The following is a 21,699-nucleotide window of genomic DNA, read 5'->3' as shown; positions in this document are numbered from 1 at the left end:
GCGTCGGGCTGCCGGATCCTGGTGACGCTGCTGCACGAGATGGCCAAGCGCGACGCGAAGCGCGGGCTGGCGTCGCTGTGCATCGGCGGCGGGATGGGCGTTGCGCTCGCGGTCGAGCGGGCCTGAGCGGGGCCTGACGATTCGTCCCGCTGCGGCGCCGGTGAGCGCCGCACGCGGGTGAAGCGGTTTTCGCGCACGACAAGTGGCCAACAACAAGCGCGAGGTGCCGGTGCGTGCCGTGCCCGCGACGCGGGCGGCTGCGCATCGAAGCGGTGGGGCGGCAGCATGTGCGATGCCGTCGCCCCGCTTTCATCGATTACTTTTTTGTCGGTAATTTACAGGATGACTAAGCGAATTGCAGTTGTGACTGGTGGAATGGGCGGCCTCGGCGAAGCGGTCAGCATCAGGTTGAACGACGCGGGCCACCGGGTAGTCGTCACGTATTCGCCGAGCAACACCGGCGCGGACCGCTGGCTGACCGAGATGCATGCGGCTGGCCGCGAGTTCCTCGCGTATCCGGTGGACGTGGCCGACCACGATTCGTGCCAGCAATGCATCGAGAAGATCGCCCGGGACGTCGGCCCGGTCGACATTCTCGTGAACAACGCGGGCATCACGCGCGACATGACGCTGCGCAAGCTCGACAAGGTCAACTGGGACGCGGTGATCCGCACGAACCTCGATTCCGTGTTCAACATGACGAAGCCGGTCTGCGAAAGCATGGTCGAGCGCGGCTGGGGCCGTATCGTCAACATCTCGTCGGTGAACGGCTCGAAGGGTTCGGTCGGCCAGACCAACTACGCGGCCGCGAAGGCCGGCATGCACGGCTTCACGAAATCGCTCGCGCTCGAGATCGCGCGCAAGGGCGTGACGGTGAACACCGTGTCGCCGGGCTACCTCGCGACGAAGATGGTCACGGCGATCCCGCAGGACATCCTCGACTCGAAGATCCTCCCGCAGATTCCGGCGGGCCGGCTCGGCAAGCCCGAGGAAGTCGCGGCGCTGGTCGCTTACCTGTGCTCGGAGGAGGCCGGCTTCGTGACGGGCTCCAACATCGCGATCAACGGCGGCCAGCACATGCACTGACGCACGGCGGCCCGGACGGCGTACAGCCCGTGCCGGGCCGTGTTCCGCTGGTTCCAGTGCCGCAGCGGCACAGGTGTGCCGGTGCGGCCCCGCATTCCGGAGAAGGCATGAGCGACACCTGGATGGGACTCGCGATCGGCTGCGCGGCACTGGCCGTCGCGCTGGCGATGGCGATCTCGCTCTTCTGGCTCGAGCGGCGCCGCGCGCGGCTGCTGCGGAACTTCGATCATCGCGATTGCTGGCTCGTCGCTTACGGCAAGTGTTTCGCGCGCGTGCGGGCCAGGCCGGCACGCCGCATGCGCGGCGCGCGTTGACGGCAGCGGCATGGCGGCAGTCATGCGTCACCGTCGACGCGCGGCCACGCATCGCGTGCATGCCGCAAGGCGGTGCGCGCGATGCCCGTCGTCAATCGCTCAATCGCTCTTTTCGCTCTTTCCACCCGACTCGCCGGAGCCGTTCTTGTGGAAGATCCGCTTCGTCGTGCGCTTGGTGGCGTCCCACCCTTCGCGCGACGCATGCGCGACGCCGTGCCCGACCGCCTTCGCCGCACTCGCGGTCGCGTGGCCGAAGCTGCGGGCCGCCTCGCCGGTCTTGTGCGCGGCTTCCTTCGAATCGCGCTTGATGTCCTGCTTCACTTCCGACATGTCCGCGTGCGCGATCGGGCTGATCAGCGCCAGAACGAGCGCGGTACCAATGAACTGACGAACTTTCACGACCTGGTTTCCTTCCGTTGAACAAGCCTCTTCAGCGAGGATTCGCATCGCCGGCGGGCGCCGGGCGAAACACGCCGGCCGCCGATGCGTCGAGCATCACCGCGGCGCGGCCGGACAGCAGCACGCGCTCGCCGCAGCGCAGCGCGAAGCCGTACAGCACCGAGCGGTCGTCGCCGCTCACGCGTTCCGCTTCGACGACGAGCGGCTGCGCGAACGTGTCGAGCCGGTCGACGAACGCGTCGACGTTGCGCACGCTCGCCAGATAACCGACGCGCGGGCGCGCTTCGTGCGCACCGAGCAACGCGCCGTGCACGGCCATCGCCTGCGCCGCGTATTCGATGCCGCAGACGGAGGCGAGCCGGCCGTGCGCGCGCAGCGGGTTGTGCGGATCGCGGTGGCTCGTCGCGGTGCAGCGGATGCGGGCGGCATCCCACGCATCGACCGTATCGAGCACGCACATCGCGCCGTCGTGCGGAATGTGCGCGGCGATCCACGCGTGGTCGAGCGGCGGCGCGAGCGGGATCGTCGCGGTCATCACGCACGCTCCGCGAACGTATCCGGCATCGCGACATCGACCTGCACGCGTGTATCGGCCAGGTAGTCGAGCACGACGCGTGTCGAACGCCGCGCGGCGAGCGCCTCGAGCAGCGGCAGCACGCGCGCGGCCGGATTGCCGGCGCGCAGCGCGTCGAGCCCGGCGTGCGCGAGCGTCGTGGCGGGGGTGTCGGTGAGTTGCACGTCGATGCGGGCGAGCGCGTGTTCGCTCGCGTCCGGCGCGAGCACGAGCGCGACGCCGAACGCATCGTCGATCGGCCGCACCGCGCGCAGCGGTTCCGGATAGTCGGTGTCGTACGCGATCAGCAGCGTGGGCACGCGATCGACGACGACCTGGCACAGGCTCTCGAGCAGCCCGGCGGCAAAGCTGCCGTCGTGCGCGCACAGCACGTTCGACGTCGCCATCGCGCGGGTCGCGATGCTCCAGTAGCCGGCCGGCGCGTTGTGCACGGAGTTGTGGAAGCGGGTCGGCGACAACTGGCGATCGTCGCCGGCGAGGGTTTCGCAGATCGCGTGGCAGTTCTGGCCGTCGCCGCCCGACGCGCTGAACACGGTCGCGAGCGTCGTGGCGTCGCGTGCGCTCGCGGCCACCGCTTCGTGGCCGGCCGCGAGCGCCGTGCGCACGACGGGGCCCGTGCGGCGCCGCTCGGCCGACGGCAGGCCGGCCGGCGGCGGCAGCTCGGTGCGGGCGGGCGCATACGGCGCGCGGCCCGCGAGCACGTCGGCCGCGTGCGGCCAGCCATTCAATCCCGGGCCGACGAGGCCGATGCTTTCGATGAAGGCGGTCAGTGTCATGGCGGGCCTCAACGGCGTACGTGGTCGGCGCGGCCGAGGATCAGGCTGCAATTCGTGCCGCCGAAGCCGAACGAATTGGAGAGGACGGCGCGCACGCGCGCATCGCGGCTCGCGAGCACGTAGTCGGCGACGAGTGTCGGGTCGGGCTGCGTCGTGTTGACGCCGGCCGGCACGAACTGTTCGCGCAGCGCGAGCGCGGCGACGACCGCCTCGAGCGCGCCCGCCGCGCCGAGCGTATGGCCGGTCGCGCCCTTCGTCGAGCTGCACGGCGTGCCGGCGAACAGCGCGCCGATCGCGCGGCTTTCGGCCGCGTCGTTGCTCGGCGTCGCGGTGCCGTGCAGGTTCACGTAGTCGATGTCGTTCGCGCCGAGGCCGGCGGATGCAAGCGCCTGCTCGATGGCGACGCGCGCGCCGAGCCCCTCCGGATGCGGCGACGACATGTGATGCGCGTCGCTCGATTCGCCGATGCCGAGCAGCAGGATCGCATCGGCGTCGAGCGGGGCGGGCGGGTCGGGCACGCGTTCGACGAGCGCGAACGCGGCGGCCTCGCCGATCGAGATGCCGTCGCGCGCGACGTCGAACGGACGGCACGGCCGGCGCGACAGCAGTTCGAGCGAATTGAAGCCGTACAGCGTCGTCAGGCACAGCGAATCGACGCCGCCGACGACGGCCGCATCGATCAATCCCGCCTCGATCATGCGGCGCGCGGAGCCGAACACTTTCGCGCCGGACGAGCATGCGGACGAGATCGCCATCGCCGGCCCGCGCAGCGCGAAAAACGCGCGCACGAACGCGGCCGGCGAATACGGGTTGTGCGTGTGGGCGTAGCGGAAGTCGGCGGGCAGTGCGCCGCTCGCCGGATCGCGGCGCTGGTATGCATGCTCGGTCTCGAGGATGCCGGCCGTGCTCGTGCCGACGAACACGCCGACGCGCGCCGCGCCATGGCGCGCGACGGCCGCCGCGACGCGTGCGTCGAAGCCGTCCTGCATGAGGCCGAGCTGCGCGAGGCGGTTGTTGCGGCACTCGAAGTCGGCGAGGTCGGCGCGCACGGGCTGCGCATCGACGCCGTCCACCGCGCCGATCCACGTGTCGAGATCCGCACGCTCGAAGTCGCAGGGCGTGAGCCCGCCGCGCGCGTGGCGCAGTGCATCGAGGGTCGCGTCGAGGCCGCGGCCGATGCAGCTGGTGGCGGTGAAGTGCGAGAGCAGGAGAGGTTTCACGAGGGTCGCATCCGGTGGCCGGAACGGGCGCCGCAGCAGGGCTGGCAGGCGCGCCGCTCGAGGTCAGATTTTATCAAACGGGGGGGCCGAACCGGCCGGCTCGCGTGGCCCGGCCGGCGGTTCGGGCGCGAGCGCCGCGCGCAGCGTGACCCAGTGCAGCTGCGCGTCGGCGGCCGCGCGCAGCACCGTTTGCAGCACGTCGAGCACGACCGGTTCGCCGCGCGCGTCGCGCGCCGCGTGGCCGTCGTGCACGAGCAGGATGTCGCGCGGCGCGAGACCGTGCAGCAGGCGGCGCGTGACGGTCGCGGCATCGTGCGCGCGCGTGTCGAAACCGCGCCGCGTCCAGCTCGCCAGCTGCAGGCCGAGCTCGCACAGCACCGGTTCGAGGAACGGATTGCGCAGGCCGGCCGGCGCGCGGAAGAACAGCGGGCGCGTACCGGCGATCTCGGTCAGCGTCCGTTGCGCGGCGGCGATCTCGCGCCGCAACGCGGCGGGCCCCGACAGCGAGAACGTATGCCGGTGCCGCTGGCTGTGGTTCTCGATCGCGTGACCGCGCGCGACGATCGCCTCGATCCAGCGCGGATGACGGCGCGCGAGATCGCCGATGCAGAAGAACGTCGCGCGCGCGTCGTAACGGTCGAGCAGGTCGAGCACGCGCGGCGTGACGTCGGGGTCCGGGCCGTCGTCGATCGTCAATGCGATGCGGCGGCCGGCGCCGGGCGGCAGGCGCGTCCAGTTCGGCCCGAGCAGTGCGCTGCGCGGCCACAGGCCGGCGGCGGTCAGCGCGAGATGCGACGCGACCACGCCGCCGACCGCCCACGGCCACACGGCCGGCTGCGCGACGACGGCGGCTGCCGCGCCCGCGTGCAGCGCGGCGGTGCCCGCGATCAGCGGCGTGGGCTGCCAGCGGCGCGCATCGCCGGGCTGTCGGTGCGGAACGGACGACGGTGCATTCATGCGCGGCTTCCTTGATGGCGGTTGCCGGCCGCGGCCGCGCGCGGCGCGAGGATCGCCGCGAACGCGAGCGCGAGCATCGCGCCCGGGCCGACGGTCAGCCCGAAGGTTTCGAGCAGCGGCACGCGCGACAGCGCCAGCAGCCCGAAGCCGGCGACCGTCGCGAGGTTCGCGATCAGCAGCGATACGAGCGTGTGGGGCGTGACGGGCTGCGCGTCGTCGCGCTTGCAGAAGAACAGCGCGTAGTTCGAGCCGACCGCGACGATCAGCAGCATCCCGACGAGGTGCAGGATCGTCAGCGGCACGCCGGCGAGCGCGAAGCCGGCCGTCACGACCAGCACGGCCGCGACGAGCGGGGCGAGTGCGCATACGACACGGCGCGGCGAGCGCAGTGCGATCAGCAGCAGCACGGCGATCGCGGCGAAACCCGCGAGCGACAGCCGGATGTCCTCGTGCACGTAGCTCACGTACAGGCGATCGGCTTCGGCTTTCATGTCGACGAACAGCGCATCGGGCACGCCCGCGCGCGCGACGGCCGCGCGGATCGGTGTCGCATCGAGACTCGATGCCGGTTGCGCGGTGCGGGCGGCGTCCGGCGCGCGCAGCGGCAGCATCGCGCTCCAGCGGCCGTCGCGTTCGGTCAGCAGCGCATCGACGGCGAGCGCCATCGACGTGCCGCGCAGGTCCGCGCGCGTCAGCAGCCGCGCGTGGCGCGCGGCTTCGACGTCGGCGATGAACGGCGCGAACAGGTCGGGCCTGACCGCGATCGGCTGGTTCGCGACGGCGTCGCGCATCCGCGCGGCGAGCACATCGGCATCCGGCAGGCTCGCGAGGCGCGCGCGCTGCGCGGCGTCGCTCGGCAGGAAGCGCGCGGGGGTTTCGAAACCCGCGAGCGCGCCCCGGTCGACGAGCGGCTGCAACTGCGCGGCGACCCGTTCCGCGCGTTCGAGCGCGGCCTGTTCGGTCGGCGCGGCAATCACGACGAGGTAGCGCACGTCGGGCGCGCCGACATCGGCGCGCAGCCGTGCGTCGAGCGCCTGCGCTTGCGCGGGCACGGGGCTCAGCGCGGCGAGTTCGCGGCTCCACAGGCCGTCGCGATGCAGCACGAGCGTCGCGCCCGCGGCGATCACCAGCATGGCGAGCGGCCAGCGCAGCCGCGGCGCGGCGTCGGCCGCGCGCGCGAGCACGGCGCCGATGCGCGACACGTCGCGGATCGCGACATGCTCGCCGCGCAGGTGCGGCAGCACGAAGCGCGTGACGAGCGCGGCGGCCGTCAGCCCGACGATCGAATACAGCCCGAGCTGCACGAGGCCGGGGAACCCGGAGAACAGCATCGACGCGAAACCGCACACGGACGTCAGCACGCCGAGCCGGATCGTCGGCCAGTACGCGGCGACCCAGGCGCGCGTCGCGTCGGCCGGGCGCGCCGCGCCGCGTGTGCCGGCCTGCGCCGATTGCACGAACAGGTAGATCGAATAGTCGACGGCTTCGCCGATCAGCGTCGTACCGAAACCGAGCGTCAGCCCGTGGACGGTGCCGAACGCGACGCTGACCGCCGCGATTCCCGCCGCGACGCCCGTCAGCACCGGCAGCAAGCCGAGCGCGAGCGTGCGCGGCGAACGGTACAGCGTCAGCAGCAACGCGACGATCAGCACGACGCTCGCCGTCGACAGCCGTTCGACGTCGTGCCGGATCGTGTCGCGCGTGTCGACCGAGAACACGCCGGGGCCCGTCATCGCGAGCGTGGCGGCGGCGGCGTTCGGCATGGCCTGCTTCGAGGCCTGCTTTGCGGCGGCGAACGCGCGGCGCACCGCGTCGATCGCGCGGGCCTGGGCGTCGGTATCGGAACCGGCGGCGGCCGTCTGCACGACGAGTACCGCGCGGGTGCCGTCGCGCGACGCCCACACGCCGTCGCGGCTCGCCGGTTCCGCCGCGCCGTCGAGCTGGTCGACGAGCGCGGCGACTTCGCCGGTCGGGTCGCGCGGCAGCAGCGCCTTGGCCACGAGGCCGGCCGACGAGCTCAGCAGGTCGAGGCTGTCGCCGAGCGCCTGGTGCAGGCCGTCGGCGCTGAAGCGCTGCGGCGTGACGGCCGGGCTCAGCAGGTAGCGGTGATCGAAGATGAACTGCCGGTCGCGCGCGTCGTTCGCGGCTTCGCCGTTGTGAACCGCCGCGAACTGCGGATCGGCGCGCAGCGTGCCGGCCACGCGGCGCGACAGCGCGGCGCGCGTGGCTGCATCGCCGCCTTCGATCGCGACGAGGATCAGCCGCGACACGATGCCGTCGCGCAACTGGTCGACGAGCACGCGCTGCCCGGCGCTCGGCGAACTCGGCAGGAACGCGGACAGGTCGGCCGTGAAGTGCGCGCGCCCGATCGCGATGCCGCACGCGACGAGCGCGAGCAGCCACACGAGCACCGCGCGCTGCCGCAGCGCGTGCAGGCGGCGGGCGACCGGCGAAGACGGGGGCCGGGTGCGTTCGTCCATCAGTTCGGGTTCGCCGGAACGGGTTGCAGGCGCATCACCGAACGGTCGCCGTCGGCCTGCCGGATCGCGACGCTGCGCAACAGGTCGCGCGTACCGTCGAGCGTGATCGTGCTGACGACCTTCAGCATCCGCGAGTCGAGCGGCGTGAGCGTCAGCGTCCAGTCGTCGCCGCGCCCGGCGAGTGCGACCTTGTAGACCTGTTCGAGCGCGAAGCGGTTGCCGGCGAGCGTCGCGCGGATGCTGTCGATGAACGCGCCGAGTTCCGGATAGCGCGCGAGCGCGAGCGTGTACTTGCGGCTGTTGCGCTCGACGGTGAGCATGTCGCCGTCGACGACGAGGTGTTCGGGCTTCGGGCTCAGCGTGTGCTTCTCGAGATGGTCCGGCGCGACGAACACGAGTTCGCCGGACGATTCGACCGGCTGCGTCGCGATCGACAGGTACTTCGTCTCGGTGAACGTCGCACGCCCCGACTTGTGCTGCGCGAGCGTCGACATCAGCCGGTCGAGGGTCCACGCCGGCGCCGCGTCGGCCGCCCGCGCGGGCGCGGCGGCCAGCGCGATCGCGGCGGTGCTTGCGGCGACGGCGATGGCGGCGGCCAGCGTGCGGACGGCGCGACGCAGGGCGGGCGTGAGCGTGGGCAGGCGGCGAACGGCGGTCATGCGTCGGAATCCCTCGTGGCGGACAGGCCGGCACCGGCGCACGCGGCGTCGCCGCGCGCGACCGCGGTCGCGGGATCGCCGCCGTGCCAGAAGTCGAAATAGTTGAACCAGTTGTACGGTGCCGAGCGACAGTACCTGTCGAGCAGCGCGACGTAGCGCGCGAGTGCCGCGTCGACCGCCGCCGCGCGCGCGTCGCGCCGCACGTCGGAGAAATCGGCGAGCGTCTCGAAGTGCACGTCGTAGCGGTTGCCGTCGCGATAGAGGCCCGTCATGAAGATCACCGGCCGTCGCAGCATCGCGGCCATGTAGAGCGGCCCGAGCGGGAACGCGGCCGGCGCGCCGAGCAGCGGCAGCCGCCGCAGCGACGCGGCCGCGTCGTCGAGCAGCGTGCGGTCGGCGAGCATGCCGACCATGCAGTTCGCGTCGAGGCGCTCGCGCACCTTCAGCATCGAGTCGACTTGCCCGAGCGGAATCACTTCCGGCTGCGCGGCGGGATTCACCGCGGCGAGCGTCGCGTTGATCTTGCGTGCGTTCTTCTCGTACATCGTCACGACGACGCGCAGGTCCGGGTGCGTGCGGCCGATCGCGCGCACGACCTCGAAGCTGCCGAGATGCGCGCCCATCAGGAACGCGCCGCGTCCGCCCGCGAGCGCTTCGTCTACCAGCGTCTCGCCGTGCAGCCGGATGTCGAACAGGTCGAAGCGCCCGTTCATCAGGTAGATGCGGTCGTGGATCGTCGCCGCGAACGTGAACACGTGCCGGTACACGTCGCGCCAGCGCGCGGGGCGGCCGAGCACGCGGCGCAGGTAGTCGCGCGACGCCGCGCACGCGACCGGCGAAAACAGCACGAAATACGTCGCGATCAGGTGCAGCACGACGCGCGCGCGCTGCCGGCCGAAGCGCAGCGAGATCCACGTCATCGCGCGCAGCAAGCCCGCATTGCTGCGCTCCTGGCGTTCGGCCCACGCGGTGCGCTTCATGGCTGCGCACCGTCCTGCCCGGCCGGCGGCGCGGACAGCACGCCGCTCGCGACGTCGCGCGCCCCGGCGCGCAGCGTGAAGCGGATCGCACCGCCGGCCGCGGCGTCGTACGCGAGATCGAGCGGCTCGCCGGGCACGACCGGGCTCAGGAATTTCGCGGACCCGAGCCGCCACGCGTGCAGCGGGCGGTTCAGCGCGGTGCCGAGCGCATGGATCGCGTGATCGAGCAGCACGACGCCCGGCACGACCGGATGGCCGGGGAAGTGGCCGGGCAGTGCCGGGTGATCGGCGGGGATCGTGAACCCGAGTGCGGGCGTGCCGGCCGGATCGGGCACGGGCACGGGCACGGCCGCGGGGCGCGCATGTTGCGCAACGAGTGCGGCGAGTACGTCGCGCGGCAGCTTGCCGGTTTCGTTGCGCGGCAGCGCGTCGACGAACACGAGCGGGCGCGGCATGAACGCGGGATCGATCCGCTCGCGCAGCGCGCGCTGCAGACCGGCTGCCGTAAGCGTCGGCGCGACGACGAGCGCGACGAGGCGCGTAACCGGCTCGAGGCGGGTGTCGTCGTGTGCCGCCGCGGCTTCGTCGGGCATGAAGAATACGCCGTCGAGCACCTGCGGAATCGCGTTGAGCTGATGGTTCAGGTACGCGAGCGACGTGCGCTTGCCGGCGATGTTGACGAGGTCGGCCTTGCGGCCGTGCAGCAGGAACCGGCCGTCGCCGAGCAGTTCGAGTGCATCGCCCATCGGCACGGGTGCCTCCACATGTCCGCCCGACACCCACACGGTCGGGCCGCTGTCGTCGTCGTCCGGTTCGGCGCGCGCGTCGAGGCGGATGTCCGGGAACAGTTCCCATGCCGCGCCCTGCGACGTGCGGCGGGTGGCGATCTGGCCGGTCTCGGTGCTGCCGTAGATCTCGACGAGCGGCGCGTCGAGCGCGGCCTCGGCTTCGCACGCGAGCTTTTCCGACAGCGGCGCGGTGGCCGACAGCACGAGCGCCGCGCGCGGCAGCGCATGGCCGGCCGCGAGCAGCGCACGCAGGTGGATCGGCGACGTGACGAGCACGCGCGGTTGCGGGATCGCGTCGAGTTCGTCGCGAATGTCGACCGGGTAGAACGGCTGGCGGTTGCTGAACGCGAGGCCGCCGATCAGCGCGAGCAGCACCGTCGACTCGAAGCCGTACATGTGCTGCGCGGGCACCGTGCCGATCAGCGTGGCCGCGCGGCCGTCGAGCAGCCCGAGGCGGTCGGCCGCCGCGCGCACGCAGCCGACCAGGAAGCCCCAGGTCTTGCGGTGCGGCACCGGCGCGCCGGTCGAGCCGGACGTGAACACGTAGGCCATGATCCGCGCCGCATCGATCTGCGGCACGGCGAACGGCGCATCGTCCGCGAGCGCGCCGGGGGCGGCATCGGGATACGCGAAGCGCGGCAGGTCGATCGTGCAGTCGGGCGCGTCGTGCAGGCAGAACGCGTCGGGCGCGAACGACGCGAGCTGGCGGACCATTTCCGGCGTATGCGTCGACGGCAGCAGGCTGACCTTGCCGGCAACGAGCGCGGCGCACAGGCTGACCGCGAAGCGGTAGCGGTCGCGGCACACGTTGAACACGTGCGCGCCGGCGGGCAGCGCGGCGGCCACGCGCGCGACGTCGGCGACGAACGTGCGCACGGTGACGGGCGCGCCGTCGCGCCAGGCGATCGTCTGGTCGGGCGACGAATGGAAAACCAGCGGGTGAGTCGGCATAGATCGGTCGAAACAGGAGCGAAGGCCGGCGCGGCCGCGTTGCGGCGCCGCGCCGGCCGTGAATTCATCGTGATGCCTGCGACGCGTGTGTCGTCGCGCGATACGCGCGCACCGCGTCGACCATGCGCGGCCGCGGTTCGTGCGGCAGGGCGAAGCGTCGGCACGCATGCTCGGCCGCGAACATCACGGCGACGAGCGGCAGCGACAGGTAGTTCGCGAACGTCGACCACGTGACGATCGGCGCGGTCGCGAACAGCAGCGTCGACACGGCGGCGATCGCGACGAAGAACAGCGTCCACGCGAGCGTGATCTGCCGCGTGTAGTGCGCGACGGCCGGCGTGATCGCGCCGTGGATCATCGTCGCGAAATGCGTGCACAGCGGCACCTTGCCGGCCGCGAGCGTACGGCCGAACAGCAGCGCCATCGCGAGGTTGAAACTCGCGTGTTCCAGGTACAGGCCCCATTCGAAGTGCCGGGCGAGCGGCACGCGCGCGGCCCACGGCGCGGCGGCGGCAAGCAGCCATGCGGACACGAACCCGATGCGATGCGGCGAGCGCAGCGCCGCGCCCAGCGCGAGCAGCAGCGGCGGCACGAGCGCCATCGCGAGGCCGAGGCCGTGCGCGCCGGGCGTCGCGGCCGCGTAGTGCGCGCCGGCCTGATATGCCGCGACGGCGACGACCGCGGCGATGCCGCGTGCGACAGGCAGCAGCCGGCTCATCGGCGGCCTCCGCGCGCACGGCGCAGGTACCCGTCACCGGCGGCCGGGCGGCGGCGGGCGGACGGGCGAACCGGAACGGAGCGGAAGGACGGGCGCGGCATGACTGGCGACATCGGGCGGATCGTGGCCGGACGCGAGGGTCGGGCCGTCAAACATCAGATGAAAGGCGGCCGGGACGGGTCCGGGCCGGTGGTCGGGCACGCTCATTTTAGGGCCGCGGCACCGCGTGTTCGGAGCGGGCGCGAACGGGTTTTGTAACCGATTGTATGGCGCCGGACGAACGGTTTCGCGGGGTCGGTCCATTTCCATCCAAAGCGGCTCAAGCATCTGGTGCATTCGGGTCCGGCAACGGGGCGCGGCGCCGGCCCGCCAGTCTGTAACCATTGGCGGTATACGGCCCGATACCCGTTCGTCTAGAATCCGCGTAACTTTTACAAACGATCCCCAAAAAACGCAGGCGGGGAAGCCGGCAGACGCCGGAGGGACGGAGATTCGCACGCGCCGGGCGTGCATGGCGATTGCCGTTTCCGGGCGCCTTCCGCTGCCACGGGCCGCCTGCCCGCACGCATGATGAACGCACTGGAACAAGAGCTCGCCACGCTGATCATCGGCGAACTGAATCTCGAAGACGTCCCGCTCGAAACAGTGACGGCCGACACCCCGCTGTACGGCGAGGGTTTCGGGCTCGACTCCATCGACATCCTGGAAATCGCGCTGCTGATCTCGAAGAAATTCGGCTTCGAGCTGCGTTCGGACAATCCGGACAACCAGAAGATCTTCGCGACGCTCGGTGCACTGGCTGCGTACGTCGCCGCGCACCGCACGAAGTGACGGCGTCGCGCACGGGCGCGGCGCGCAGATGAGGACGGCACGCGGCCGCGATCGGCAGACGATACGCGGCCGCGTCGATCGAGGTGAAACGCGATGAACGGAGCAATTCGATGCGGGCGCTCGTGACGGGCGGCAGCGGCGCACTCGGGCAGGCGATCTGCACGGCGCTCGCGCAGGCCGGCCATGAAGTGTGGGTGCATGCGAACCGCCATCTCGCGCAGGCGGAAGCGGTCGCGCAGCAGATCGTCGCGGCCGGCGGCACCGCGCGCGCGATCGCGTTCGACGTGACCGACGCCGATGCGACGCTCGCCGCGCTGGCGCCGCTGGCCGACGATGCGCCGGTGCAGATCCTCGTCAACAACGCGGGCATTCACGACGATGCGCCGATGGCCGGCATGTCGCGCCGGCAGTGGCACAGCGTGATCGACGTGACGCTCAACGGCTTCTTCAACGTCACGCAGCCGTTGTTGCTGCCGATGATCCGCACGCGGCGCGGACGGATCGTCAACATCGCGTCGGTGGCCGGCGTGACCGGCAATCGCGGGCAGGTCAACTACGCGGCCGCGAAGGCGGGGCTGATCGGCGCGACGAAGTCGCTGTCGCTGGAGCTCGCGTCGCGCGGCATCACCGTGAACGCGGTCGCGCCCGGCATCATCGAATCGCCGATGGCCGAACAGGCGTTTCCCGTCGAACGCATCAAGCAGCTCGTGCCCGCGCAGCGCGCGGGCCGGCCCGACGAAGTCGCGGCGATGGTCGCGTACCTGGTGTCCGACGCCGCGGCCTATGTGACGGGGCAGGTGCTGTCCGTCAACGGCGGGCTCGCATGACGAAGCGCGCGGCGTCGACGTGACGTAATGCAACGCGGCATGACGCAACGCAGCGTATGCCGCGAGGTTGCGCGGCCAGCGCCGCATAGTGAGGAAATCGAAGTGTCCGTGCATCCAGTCGACGCCGAACGGCGCCCGTGTTCCCTGTCGTCCTCCGCTGCGCCGTTCGCGCGCGGGCAGGCGGCGGCCGGGCCGGCCGCATCGCGACCGGGCGTGCCGCTCGCGCACGACGAGGGCCGCGCGCTGCGGCTCGTCCGGATGAGCCATGCCGGGCTCGCCGCGTTGCTGCACGATGCACGCGGCCGTGGCGACGGATTCGACCACGTGTTGCCCGGCGCACTGGGCGCGGTGTGCATCGGCGCGGGCGAGCTGCAGCGCGCATCCCGAACCGGCTCGCACGCGGACGCGGCGGCGCGGATGCTGGCCGAAGTCGTGCCCGACCTGCCGGTCGCGCCGGTGCCGATGGCGCTGCTCGGCGCCGGCATCGCGCCGGACGACGCCGTCTGCGAAATCTGGCAATGCCATGCGCGCGACCTGCGCAGCGAACGACACGGCGCGCTGCACTATCGCTACAGCGAAACGGCGGGTCTCGTGTTCGGCAGCGTCGTCGTGCACGAGCGCGACACGCCCGACGCGCATCGCGAAGGCGGCACGCCGCTCGAACGCGCGACGCACGATGCGTACCGTGCGCTGTTCGACGTGCTCGATTCGCTCGGCATGCCGCATCCGCTGCGCATCTGGAATACGGTGCCGGCGATCAATGCGATGCAGTTCGGGATCGAGCGCTATCGTCAGTTCAATATCGGCCGCCAGCATGCGTTCGACGCGTGCCGCCGCGCGCTGACGGGCGGCGTGCCGGCCGCGTGCGCGCTCGGTTCGGTCGTGCCGGTCGCGGGCGATGCATCGCCGGCCGCGCCGCTCGCGATCCATTTCCTCGCGAGCCGCACGCCGGCCGATCCGGTCGAGAACCCGCGCCAGGTCAGCGCGTATCACTATCCGGCTCAGTACGGCCCGCGGGCACCGACGTTCGCGCGCGCAGCCGCATGGCCGGCGGGCGATGGCGCGCCGGTGCTGTTCGTGTCGGGCACCGCGAGCATCGTCGGGCATCGCACCGTGCATCTCGGTGACGTCGTCGCGCAAACGCGCGAGACGGTCGCGAACCTCGCGGCCGTGCTCGAGCAGGCCGCGCGCCAGGGGCACGGCCCGTTCACGCTCGCCGACCTGAGCTATCGCGTCTACGTGCGCGACGCCGGCGATGCCGCGGCGCTGGCCGCGATCGGGCAGGTGCTGCGCGACGCGGCCGGCCCCGGCGTGCGGCCGCTCGTCGTCCATGCAGACGTGTGTCGCGACGACCTGCTGGTCGAGATCGAGGCCAGCGCGGGTCATGAGGAGGCGTGGCTGTCATGAAGCGCGAGAGCCTCACGATCCGGCAACCGGCTCCGCATTCGGGCGGCGTCGACGAAGCCTGCCGGCGTTCGCCGGCAAGTCATACACTTTTGTCAGGACCCCCGTCTTCGCAATCGGCCGTTTCCATGTCCAAGCTGCACGCCTCGTCCACCCATCTCGTCCTGATTCCGAGCTACAACCCGGGCACCAAGGTCGACACGACCGTGCGCAATGCGCGAGCGCAGTGGAATCCGGTGTGGGTCGTCGTCGACGGCAGCACCGACGGCAGCGCCGAACGGCTGCAGGCCATGGCCGAACGCGACCCGGGGTTGCGCGTGATCGTGCTGCCCGAGAACCGCGGCAAGGGCGCGGCGGTGCTCGCCGGGCTCGACGCGGCAGCCGCGAGCGGCTTCACGCATGTGTTGACGATGGATTCGGACGGCCAGCATCCGGCCGACCTGATTCCCGCGTTCATGGCCGCGTCGCAGGCCGCACCCGACGCGATGGTGCTGGGCGTGCCGAAGTTCGATGCGAGCGCGCCGCAGTTGCGCGTGCAGGGCCGCCGGCTGTCGAACGCATGGGCCGACCTCGAGACGCTGTGGGCCGGAATCGGCGATTCGCTGTACGGGTTTCGCGTGTACCCGGTCGCGCCGCTGGCCGCGATCATGCGCCGCCAGCCGTGGATGCGCGGCTTCGACTTCGATCCCGAGGCGGCCGTGCGGCTGTGCTGGGCCGGCGTGCGTCCGATCCGCATCGACGCGCCGGTGCGCTACTTCGGCCGTCACGAGGGCGGCGTCTCGCACTTCCACTACGGCCGCGACAACGCGCTGCTCGCGTGGATGCACCTGCGTCTTTTCACCGGCTTCGTGGTGCGGCTGCCGATGCTGGTCGCGCGGCGGCTGGCGCGACGCCACGATCAGACGGCCTGAGTACACCCGATTTCGATGCCGATCGTCGCCCGGTCGCGGCGATTGCCCCGTTTTTTGTCGTCAATCCCGCGCCGGCGCACCGCTTCATTCCAGTTCGCTGAGTAATGAACGTGTCATCCGATGTAAACATCTGGTAATTTTCTGCCGGATTATGCAAAATCGCCGCTCCCAAATAAAACTATCGAGGGATCCGGGATGCAACTCAAGAAAGCGGTGGCAGCGTGTGGCGTGGCGTTTCTGTTGAGCGCGTGCGGCGGGGTACAGAGCCTTGACGCGAACAGCCTGACGTCGGCGGGGACGAGCCTGTACAAGGCAGCGACGTTGTCGGATGCCGACATCGCCGCGCTGTCGAACGATTCGTGCAAGTCGAGCGATGCGGAATCGAAGGTCGCGCCGGCGAACAGCGCGTACTCGAAGCGTCTGACGAAAGTGATGAAGGGCTTCGGCGACATGACGCTGAACGGCCAGAAGATCAACTACAAGGTCTACATGACCAAGGACGTCAACGCGTGGGCGATGGGCAACGGCTGCGTGCGCGTGTACAGCGGCCTGATGGACATGATGAACGACGACGAGCTGCGCGGCGTGATCGGCCATGAAATGGGCCACGTTGCGCTGGGTCACTCGAAGAAGGCGATGCAGACGGCCTACGCGGTCAGCGCGGCGCGCACCGCGGCCGGCGCGGCATCGCCGGGCGTGGCGGCGCTGACGAGCTCGCAGCTCGGCGACATCACCGAGAAGTTCATCAACGCGCAGTTCTCGCAGACGCAGGAAAGCGCGGCCGACGATTACTCGTTCGACCTGATGAAGCAGAAGAACATGAACCAGAAGGGTCTCGTCACCGCATTCCAGAAGCTCGCGCAGCTCGATGGCGGCAAGAGCTCGATGATGAGCTCGCACCCGTCGTCGTCGAGCCGGGCGCAGCACATCCAGGATCGCATCGCGAAGGGCAGCTGATCGCCGCCCGATGCGCCGGCTCCGTCCGGCGCCCTGGATGAACAAAAACCCCACGCTTCGCGGCGTGGGGTTTTTGTTTTTCGGGGGACCGGAAAACGGCCGGCCGCTTGCTTACGGCACCATCCCCGGCAACACGTACGCCTGCACGAGCGTGATCAACCCGACGATCACCGCGAACAGCAGGCTGTGGCGCACGGTGAAGCGGAACAGCTCCGACTCCTTGCCGACGAGGCCGGTCGCCGCGCACGCCACCGCGATCGACTGCGGCGAGATCATCTTCGCGGTCACGCCGCCCGTCGTGTTCGCGGCCACCGCGAGCGTCTCGGGTACGCCGAGCTGATGGGCCGTGGCCTGCTGCAGCGAGCAGAACAGCGCATTCGACGATGTGTCCGAGCCCGTCAGGAACACCCCGAGCCAGCCGAGGAACGGCGAGAAGAACGGGAACGCGGCGCCGGTCGCGGCCAGCATCAGCGCGAGCGTCGACGACATCCCCGAATAGTTCGCGACGAACGCGAATGCGAGCACGAGGCCGATCGACAGGATCGGGCGGGTCAGTTCCTTCAGCGTCTCGCCGAACGTGACGAGCGCGTCGCGCGGCTTCATCCGCAGCAGCACCATCGAGATCAGCGCGGTCACGAGGATCGCGCTGCCTACCGCCGACACGAGATCGATCTTCAGCACGGCGTCGAGCGCCTTCGGCGTCGCGGCGATCGGTGCGGTCTTCACGACGAGCTGGTCGAGCCCCGCCACGTGGAATTTCAGCACGGTCGACGCGAGCGCGCCGTGGGCGGCGAACAGCGCCTTGAACGGCGCGATGCTCCACACGGTGACGACGGCCGTCAGGATCAGGAACGGCGACCATGCGCGCACGGTCTGCGCGAGCGTGTACGGCGATGCCTGCCGGCTGGTGCCCGCGCTGAAGCCGTTGCGCGAGCCCGCGCCGCCGAAGCCCGCGAGCGCGGCGCCGCCGCCCGACGTGACGACGCTGCCGGCCGTCTGCTTCGCGGTGCGCGGCTGCCAGACCTTCAGGAACGCGGCGAGCGCGACGAGGCTGACGAGCGACGACGTGATGTCCGGCAGCTCGGGCCCGATGTGGTTCGACGTGAAGTATTGCGTCACCGCGAAGCTGCCGCCCGCGACGAGCGCGGCCGGCCAGGTCTGCCGCACGCCGCGCAGCCCGTCCATCATGAACACGAGCCAGAACGGCACCGCGAGCGACAGCAGCGGCAACTGGCGGCCGGCCATCGCGCCGATATGGAACGGATCGATGCCCGTCACCTGTCCGGCGACAATGATGGGGATCCCCATCGCACCGAACGCGACCGGCGCGGTGTTTGCAATCAGACACAGTCCAGCCGCGTGCAGCGGCTTGAAGCCGAGCCCGACGAGCAGCGCGGCCGTGATCGCGACGGGCGCGCCGAAGCCGGCCGCGCCTTCGAGGAACGCGCCGAACGAGAAGCCGATCAGCAGCATCTGCAGGCGCTGGTCGTCGGTGATCGACAGCACGGACGCGCGGATGATGTCGAACTGGCCGGTCTTCACGACGATCTTGTACAGGAACACGGCCGCGACGATGATCCACGCGATCGGCCACAGGCCGTATGCGAAGCCGAAACCGGCCGCCGCGAGCGCCTGCGGCACGGGCATCCCGTATGCGAGGATCGCGACGCCGAGCGACAGCAGCAGCGTGATCGCCGCGGCGACGTGCCCCTTGAGCCGCAGCGCGGCCAGCGCGACGAAAAAGAAAATGATCGGGATTGCGGCGACGAACGCCGACAGCCCGAGGCTGCCGAGCGGCGTATAGATCTGGTGCCAAACCTGCATGGGTGTCTCCTCCATCTGTGTCTGTCTATCTATGGGTATGGGTGGGTAAAGCGGGGGCTACTCGGGCTGGCCGCGTGCGCGCAGCAGGTCGGACAGGCTGCGCGGTGCCGGTTCGAGCGGCGTGCGGTGCTGCGTCCAGCCCATCTGTTTCGCGGGTGTCAGCGCACGCAGGCGCGTCGCGGTCCAGCGGAACGCGCGGTATGCGCGCGGATGCGCGAACGCGCCCGACCAGAAGCGCCACACGAGGTCTTCCGCGCGGGTGTAGTTCGCGCCCTGGCCGCGCAGCGGATGCGCGACGGGTTCGTCGGGCTTGCGGTTCGCCTCGGTACGCAGCCGCACGAGCAGTTGCGGGATCGGGATCCGCACCGGGCACACCTCGCCGCATGCGCCGCACAGCGTCGACGCGGTCGGCAGGTCGGCCGTCGCGTCGAGGCCGAGCAGGTGCGGCGAGATGATCTTGCCGATCGGGCCCGGATAGGTCGTGCCGTACGCGTGGCCGCCGATGCGCGTGTAGACGGGGCAGTGGTTCATGCACGCGCCGCAGCGGATGCACTGCAGCGTCGCGCGCAGCTGTTCGTCCGCATAGGCCTGCGTGCGGCCGTTGTCGAGCAGCACGAGATGCAGCTCGCGCGGGCCGTCGCGTTCGCCGTCGCGGCGCGGGCCCGAGATCAGGTTGAAGTAGGTCGTGATCGCCTGGCCGGTGGCCGAGCGCGTGAGCAGGCTCGACAAGGGCACGATGTGCTCGAGTTTCTCGACGACCTTCTCGATCCCCATGATCGCGACGTGCGTGTCGGGCACCGTCGTCGACAGGCGGCCGTTGCCTTCGTTTTCGACGAGCCACAGCGTGCCGGTGTCGGCCGCCGCGAAGTTCACGCCGGACAGGCCGATGTCCGCATCGGCGAACGCGCGCCGCAGGGCGCGCCGGCCGGTCTGGATCAGTTCGTCGACGTCTTCCGTGTAATGCGTGCCGGGGATGTGCGCCTCGAACAGTTCGGCGATGTCGCCGCGCGTCTTGTGGATCGCCGGCATCACGATATGCGACGGCTTCTCGCCCGCGAGCTGCACGATGAATTCGCCCATGTCGGATTCGATGCAGTCGACGCCGTGCTCCGCGAGGTAATGGTTCAGCTCGATTTCCTCGCTCGCCATCGACTTGCCCTTGATCACGCGGCGCGCCTTCTTCGCCTGTGCGATGCCGAGCACGATCGCGTTCGCGTCGGCGGCCGTCTCGGCCCAGTGCACGTGCACGCCGGCCTCGGTGAGCTTCGTCTCCAGCCGTTCGAGCAGCGCGGGCAACTGCGCGAGCGCGTGTTGCCGCACCGCTTCGCCGAGGTCGCGCAGCTGCTGCAGCTCGGTGTCGTCGGGGAACTGCGTCGCGCGCTTGCCCTGCAGGAAGTCCATCGCGCCGCGAAAGCTCCGGCGCAATGCGGGATCGTCGAGCGCGGCGCGCGCGCGGGCCTTGAAGTCGCCGGGGGCGACGAAGTGCAGCGTGTGGTCGCTCATTGCGGGAGGTCCTCGCGGGCGGTTGCAGCCGGCCGGGCGGCGGAATCGGTGACGATCACGACCCACAGGCGGCGCGGGCCGTGTGCGCCATAGGCGAGCGTCTGCTGGATGTCGGACGTCTTCGACGGGCCCGACACCAGCACCAGGTTGGTCGGCATGCCGGCGTGCCAGCGCTCCGCGTGCACGGCCGCGTGCACGTCGGGATGCAGCGTGCTCGCATGGACGAGCGCGACATGGAGCGGCGGCACCAGCGACACCGTGCGCGGCGTGCCGGCATCGGGGGCGAGCACGACGGTGCCGGTGGCCGCGATGCCCGAACGCGCAACGGTGAAGCCGGCATCGATCGTGTCGAACAGGTCGGCCTTCCACGCGTCGATCGGCCGGTCGAACGGCACGGGCGCGACCGTGTCGGGCAGCGCGCGGACGAGCGCCGCGGATTCGGCGCGGGCCGGATCGAGCAGCAGCCGGCGCACGCCGGCTTCGGCGAGCCGCGCGGCGAGCTGCGCGGACCATGCGTCGCCGGTCGCGCACCAGACGTCCGCGTGCGACGCGGCGAGCGCGGCCTGCATGGTGCGGGCGAGCGTGTGCGGATCGTGCGCGGTCCCGGCCTGCGAGCGGCGCGTGTCGTAATGCGTGTCGATGCGTGCGTCGAGCGTGCGGCCGGACGTTGCGGCGACGCCCGGCGCGGCGGCGCGCAGCCGCGCGAGGATCGAGTCGCGCGCGCTCATCGCTGGTCTCCGCGCAGCGACGGGGCGTTCGCGGTGCGCCGCCACAGGAAGCTGGCGAGGTGTTCGACCGGCAGCGGCGCGCCGGCCTTGGCCGCCGCGTGGCCGATGTTCAGCAGGCAGCCGCAGTCGGCGGACACGAGCCGGTCGCAGCCCGTCGCGCAGGCCGACGCGACCTTGTCGCGCACCATCGCGCCGGAGATGTCGGGATGCTTCAGCGAGAACGTGCCGCCGAAGCCGCAGCATTCGGATTCGCGTTCGTGTTCGACGCGCGTCACGCCCGGCAGTGCGTCGACGAGCGCGACGCCGTGCCCGCGCGTGCCCATCTCGCGCCGCGCCGCGCACGACGTGTGCAGCACGACGCGTTCGTCGGGCCCGGCGCCGGCCGTTGCCGCGTCGAGCCGCACGTCGAGCACGTGGACGAGGAATTCGGCGAGTTCATAGGTCCGCTCCGCGATCGCGCGGGCTTGCGGGCCGTACACGGGATCGTCGGCGAACAGCGCCGGCCAATGGTGGCGGATCATCCCCGCGCACGAGCCGGAGGGCACGATCACGGGCCACGCTTGCGCGAACAGGTCGAGCTGCGCGGCCGCGACGCGGCGCGCTTCGTCGGGATTGCCGCTGCTGTAGGCCGGCTGCCCGCAGCAGCTCTGGCCGCGCGGATAGCGGACGGTCAGGCCTTCGCGTTCCAGCAGGCGGACCGCGTCGAGCCCGGCTTCGGGGACGAACAGGTCGACCAGGCAGGTCGCGAACAGATAGACGTGCGCGGGGGCGGCGGCGGGGTATTGCCTTTCGTTCATGTCTCGCTCCAGTGG

At 71.0% G+C, this 21,699-nt stretch carries 21 protein-coding genes and 1 pseudogene; 8 read left to right on the top strand and 14 right to left on the bottom strand.

From position 1 onward, the window contains the following. The 3 genes and pseudogenes from ACTJLD_RS25250 to ACTJLD_RS25240 form a co-directional block, all read left to right on the top strand. Positions 1 to 126: pseudogene (locus tag ACTJLD_RS25250) on the top strand (acetyl-CoA C-acetyltransferase); the annotation flags it as partial. 216 nt (positions 127 to 342) lie between these two features. Beyond that, on the top strand, positions 343 to 1,086 hold the full coding sequence (phbB, locus tag ACTJLD_RS25245) for an acetoacetyl-CoA reductase (RefSeq protein WP_027789117.1): 744 nt from the start codon (positions 343 to 345) through the stop codon (positions 1,084 to 1,086). A 107-nt stretch (positions 1,087 to 1,193) separates the two neighbouring features. Continuing rightward, positions 1,194 to 1,400, top strand: a complete 207-nt coding sequence (locus tag ACTJLD_RS25240) for a hypothetical protein (protein WP_059699863.1) — start codon at positions 1,194 to 1,196, stop codon at positions 1,398 to 1,400. Positions 1,401 to 1,499: 99 nt separating this feature from the next. On the opposite strand, the gene ACTJLD_RS25235 is transcribed toward ACTJLD_RS25240, so the two are convergent. The 10 genes from ACTJLD_RS25235 to ACTJLD_RS25190 form a co-directional block, all read right to left on the bottom strand. Continuing rightward, a complete protein-coding gene (locus ACTJLD_RS25235; protein WP_049096912.1) occupies positions 1,500 to 1,847 on the bottom strand; it encodes a hypothetical protein in 348 nt (115 codons plus the stop codon). Then, the gene (locus tag ACTJLD_RS25230; protein ID WP_176099540.1) at positions 1,831 to 2,334 is read right to left on the bottom strand and encodes a hotdog family protein; all 504 of its coding nucleotides are present in this window, start codon (positions 2,332 to 2,334) and stop codon (positions 1,831 to 1,833) included. Before ACTJLD_RS25230 ends, ACTJLD_RS25235 begins: the two co-directional genes overlap by 17 nt. Next, positions 2,334 to 3,149, bottom strand: a complete 816-nt coding sequence (locus ACTJLD_RS25225) for a beta-ketoacyl synthase chain length factor (RefSeq protein WP_440659870.1) — start codon at positions 3,147 to 3,149, stop codon at positions 2,334 to 2,336. The genes ACTJLD_RS25230 and ACTJLD_RS25225 overlap by 1 nt, the downstream gene beginning before the upstream one ends. A gap of 8 nt (positions 3,150 to 3,157) precedes the next feature. Further along, the gene (locus ACTJLD_RS25220) at positions 3,158 to 4,369 is read right to left on the bottom strand and encodes a beta-ketoacyl-[acyl-carrier-protein] synthase family protein (protein ID WP_060083120.1); all 1,212 of its coding nucleotides are present in this window, start codon (positions 4,367 to 4,369) and stop codon (positions 3,158 to 3,160) included. A gap of 63 nt (positions 4,370 to 4,432) precedes the next feature. Continuing rightward, positions 4,433 to 5,326, bottom strand: a complete 894-nt coding sequence (locus ACTJLD_RS25215) for a polysaccharide deacetylase family protein (protein WP_440659869.1) — start codon at positions 5,324 to 5,326, stop codon at positions 4,433 to 4,435. Beyond that, on the bottom strand, positions 5,323 to 7,806 hold the full coding sequence (locus tag ACTJLD_RS25210; RefSeq protein ID WP_440659868.1) for an MMPL family transporter: 2,484 nt from the start codon (positions 7,804 to 7,806) through the stop codon (positions 5,323 to 5,325). The genes ACTJLD_RS25215 and ACTJLD_RS25210 overlap by 4 nt, the downstream gene beginning before the upstream one ends. After that, positions 7,806 to 8,465: an outer membrane lipoprotein carrier protein LolA gene (locus ACTJLD_RS25205; RefSeq protein ID WP_027789125.1), complete on the bottom strand. Its 660-nt coding sequence runs from the start codon at positions 8,463 to 8,465 to the stop codon at positions 7,806 to 7,808. Before ACTJLD_RS25205 ends, ACTJLD_RS25210 begins: the two co-directional genes overlap by 1 nt. Continuing rightward, positions 8,462 to 9,445 (bottom strand): LpxL/LpxP family acyltransferase, encoded by a 984-nt coding sequence (locus tag ACTJLD_RS25200; RefSeq protein ID WP_060174872.1) that lies wholly within the window; start codon positions 9,443 to 9,445, stop codon positions 8,462 to 8,464. Before ACTJLD_RS25200 ends, ACTJLD_RS25205 begins: the two co-directional genes overlap by 4 nt. Continuing rightward, complete coding sequence (locus tag ACTJLD_RS25195; RefSeq protein ID WP_440659866.1) at positions 9,442 to 11,184, bottom strand: AMP-binding protein; 1,743 nt, start codon at positions 11,182 to 11,184, stop codon at positions 9,442 to 9,444. Before ACTJLD_RS25195 ends, ACTJLD_RS25200 begins: the two co-directional genes overlap by 4 nt. Before the next feature lie 64 nt (positions 11,185 to 11,248). Further along, a complete protein-coding gene (locus ACTJLD_RS25190; protein WP_440659865.1) occupies positions 11,249 to 11,902 on the bottom strand; it encodes a hypothetical protein in 654 nt (217 codons plus the stop codon). Between the two features lie 570 nt (positions 11,903 to 12,472). Here ACTJLD_RS25190 and ACTJLD_RS25185 point away from each other — a divergent pair. The 5 genes from ACTJLD_RS25185 to ACTJLD_RS25165 all read left to right on the top strand — a co-directional run bounded on the left by ACTJLD_RS25185 (position 12,473) and on the right by ACTJLD_RS25165 (position 16,832). Next, positions 12,473 to 12,733, top strand: a complete 261-nt coding sequence (locus tag ACTJLD_RS25185) for a phosphopantetheine-binding protein (RefSeq protein ID WP_027789129.1) — start codon at positions 12,473 to 12,475, stop codon at positions 12,731 to 12,733. 110 nt (positions 12,734 to 12,843) lie between these two features. Beyond that, the gene (fabG, locus tag ACTJLD_RS25180; protein ID WP_059699991.1) at positions 12,844 to 13,560 is read left to right on the top strand and encodes a 3-oxoacyl-ACP reductase FabG; all 717 of its coding nucleotides are present in this window, start codon (positions 12,844 to 12,846) and stop codon (positions 13,558 to 13,560) included. A 102-nt stretch (positions 13,561 to 13,662) separates the two neighbouring features. Then, positions 13,663 to 14,967 (top strand): endoribonuclease L-PSP, encoded by a 1,305-nt coding sequence (locus ACTJLD_RS25175; protein ID WP_440659863.1) that lies wholly within the window; start codon positions 13,663 to 13,665, stop codon positions 14,965 to 14,967. Between the two features lie 125 nt (positions 14,968 to 15,092). After that, positions 15,093 to 15,875: a glycosyltransferase family 2 protein gene (locus tag ACTJLD_RS25170; RefSeq protein WP_134257273.1), complete on the top strand. Its 783-nt coding sequence runs from the start codon at positions 15,093 to 15,095 to the stop codon at positions 15,873 to 15,875. Positions 15,876 to 16,070: 195 nt separating this feature from the next. Further along, positions 16,071 to 16,832, top strand: coding sequence for a M48 family metalloprotease (locus ACTJLD_RS25165; protein ID WP_021160648.1), 762 nt, complete (start codon positions 16,071 to 16,073; stop codon positions 16,830 to 16,832). 111 nt (positions 16,833 to 16,943) lie between these two features. Here the strand turns inward: ACTJLD_RS25165 and ACTJLD_RS25160 are convergent, their stop codons facing one another. From ACTJLD_RS25160 to ACTJLD_RS25145, 4 genes are read right to left on the bottom strand one after another with little or no spacing between them, the layout of a single operon-like run. Beyond that, positions 16,944 to 18,656, bottom strand: coding sequence for a lactate permease LctP family transporter (locus tag ACTJLD_RS25160; RefSeq protein ID WP_060174875.1), 1,713 nt, complete (start codon positions 18,654 to 18,656; stop codon positions 16,944 to 16,946). Positions 18,657 to 18,713: 57 nt separating this feature from the next. Then, the gene (locus ACTJLD_RS25155) at positions 18,714 to 20,159 is read right to left on the bottom strand and encodes a LutB/LldF family L-lactate oxidation iron-sulfur protein (protein WP_440659860.1); all 1,446 of its coding nucleotides are present in this window, start codon (positions 20,157 to 20,159) and stop codon (positions 18,714 to 18,716) included. Beyond that, positions 20,156 to 20,887, bottom strand: coding sequence for a LutC/YkgG family protein (locus ACTJLD_RS25150; protein ID WP_440659858.1), 732 nt, complete (start codon positions 20,885 to 20,887; stop codon positions 20,156 to 20,158). The genes ACTJLD_RS25155 and ACTJLD_RS25150 overlap by 4 nt, the downstream gene beginning before the upstream one ends. Beyond that, positions 20,884 to 21,684: a (Fe-S)-binding protein gene (locus tag ACTJLD_RS25145; protein WP_440659856.1), complete on the bottom strand. Its 801-nt coding sequence runs from the start codon at positions 21,682 to 21,684 to the stop codon at positions 20,884 to 20,886. Before ACTJLD_RS25145 ends, ACTJLD_RS25150 begins: the two co-directional genes overlap by 4 nt. Positions 21,685 to 21,699: the final 15 nt, after the last annotated feature.

The sequence above is a fragment of the Burkholderia sp. 22088 genome, from assembly GCF_052045915.1.
In the GTDB taxonomy this organism is placed as follows: domain Bacteria; phylum Pseudomonadota; class Gammaproteobacteria; order Burkholderiales; family Burkholderiaceae; genus Burkholderia; species Burkholderia cepacia.
The sequence above is the reverse complement of the archived record's forward strand: the minus strand, read 5'-3'. Positions and strand labels throughout refer to the sequence as shown.

Coding starts and splice junctions, on each gene's coding strand:
- ACTJLD_RS25190 (WP_440659865.1), bottom strand. CDS start 11,902: ATGAGCCGGCTGCTGCCTGTCGCACGCGGCATCGCCGCGGTCGTCGCC.
- ACTJLD_RS25240 (WP_059699863.1), top strand. CDS start 1,194: ATGAGCGACACCTGGATGGGACTCGCGATCGGCTGCGCGGCACTGGCC.
- fabG (WP_059699991.1), top strand. CDS start 12,844: ATGCGGGCGCTCGTGACGGGCGGCAGCGGCGCACTCGGGCAGGCGATC.
- ACTJLD_RS25195 (WP_440659866.1), bottom strand. CDS start 11,184: ATGCCGACTCACCCGCTGGTTTTCCATTCGTCGCCCGACCAGACGATC.
- ACTJLD_RS25150 (WP_440659858.1), bottom strand. CDS start 20,887: ATGAGCGCGCGCGACTCGATCCTCGCGCGGCTGCGCGCCGCCGCGCCG.
- ACTJLD_RS25215 (WP_440659869.1), bottom strand. CDS start 5,326: ATGAATGCACCGTCGTCCGTTCCGCACCGACAGCCCGGCGATGCGCGC.
- ACTJLD_RS25185 (WP_027789129.1), top strand. CDS start 12,473: ATGAACGCACTGGAACAAGAGCTCGCCACGCTGATCATCGGCGAACTG.
- ACTJLD_RS25155 (WP_440659860.1), bottom strand. CDS start 20,159: ATGAGCGACCACACGCTGCACTTCGTCGCCCCCGGCGACTTCAAGGCC.
- ACTJLD_RS25170 (WP_134257273.1), top strand. CDS start 15,093: ATGTCCAAGCTGCACGCCTCGTCCACCCATCTCGTCCTGATTCCGAGC.
- ACTJLD_RS25205 (WP_027789125.1), bottom strand. CDS start 8,465: ATGACCGCCGTTCGCCGCCTGCCCACGCTCACGCCCGCCCTGCGTCGC.
- ACTJLD_RS25145 (WP_440659856.1), bottom strand. CDS start 21,684: ATGAACGAAAGGCAATACCCCGCCGCCGCCCCCGCGCACGTCTATCTG.
- ACTJLD_RS25235 (WP_049096912.1), bottom strand. CDS start 1,847: ATGCGAATCCTCGCTGAAGAGGCTTGTTCAACGGAAGGAAACCAGGTC.
- ACTJLD_RS25225 (WP_440659870.1), bottom strand. CDS start 3,149: ATGACACTGACCGCCTTCATCGAAAGCATCGGCCTCGTCGGCCCGGGA.
- ACTJLD_RS25160 (WP_060174875.1), bottom strand. CDS start 18,656: ATGCAGGTTTGGCACCAGATCTATACGCCGCTCGGCAGCCTCGGGCTG.
- ACTJLD_RS25165 (WP_021160648.1), top strand. CDS start 16,071: ATGCAACTCAAGAAAGCGGTGGCAGCGTGTGGCGTGGCGTTTCTGTTG.
- phbB (WP_027789117.1), top strand. CDS start 343: ATGACTAAGCGAATTGCAGTTGTGACTGGTGGAATGGGCGGCCTCGGC.
- ACTJLD_RS25200 (WP_060174872.1), bottom strand. CDS start 9,445: ATGAAGCGCACCGCGTGGGCCGAACGCCAGGAGCGCAGCAATGCGGGC.
- ACTJLD_RS25210 (WP_440659868.1), bottom strand. CDS start 7,806: ATGGACGAACGCACCCGGCCCCCGTCTTCGCCGGTCGCCCGCCGCCTG.
- ACTJLD_RS25230 (WP_176099540.1), bottom strand. CDS start 2,334: ATGACCGCGACGATCCCGCTCGCGCCGCCGCTCGACCACGCGTGGATC.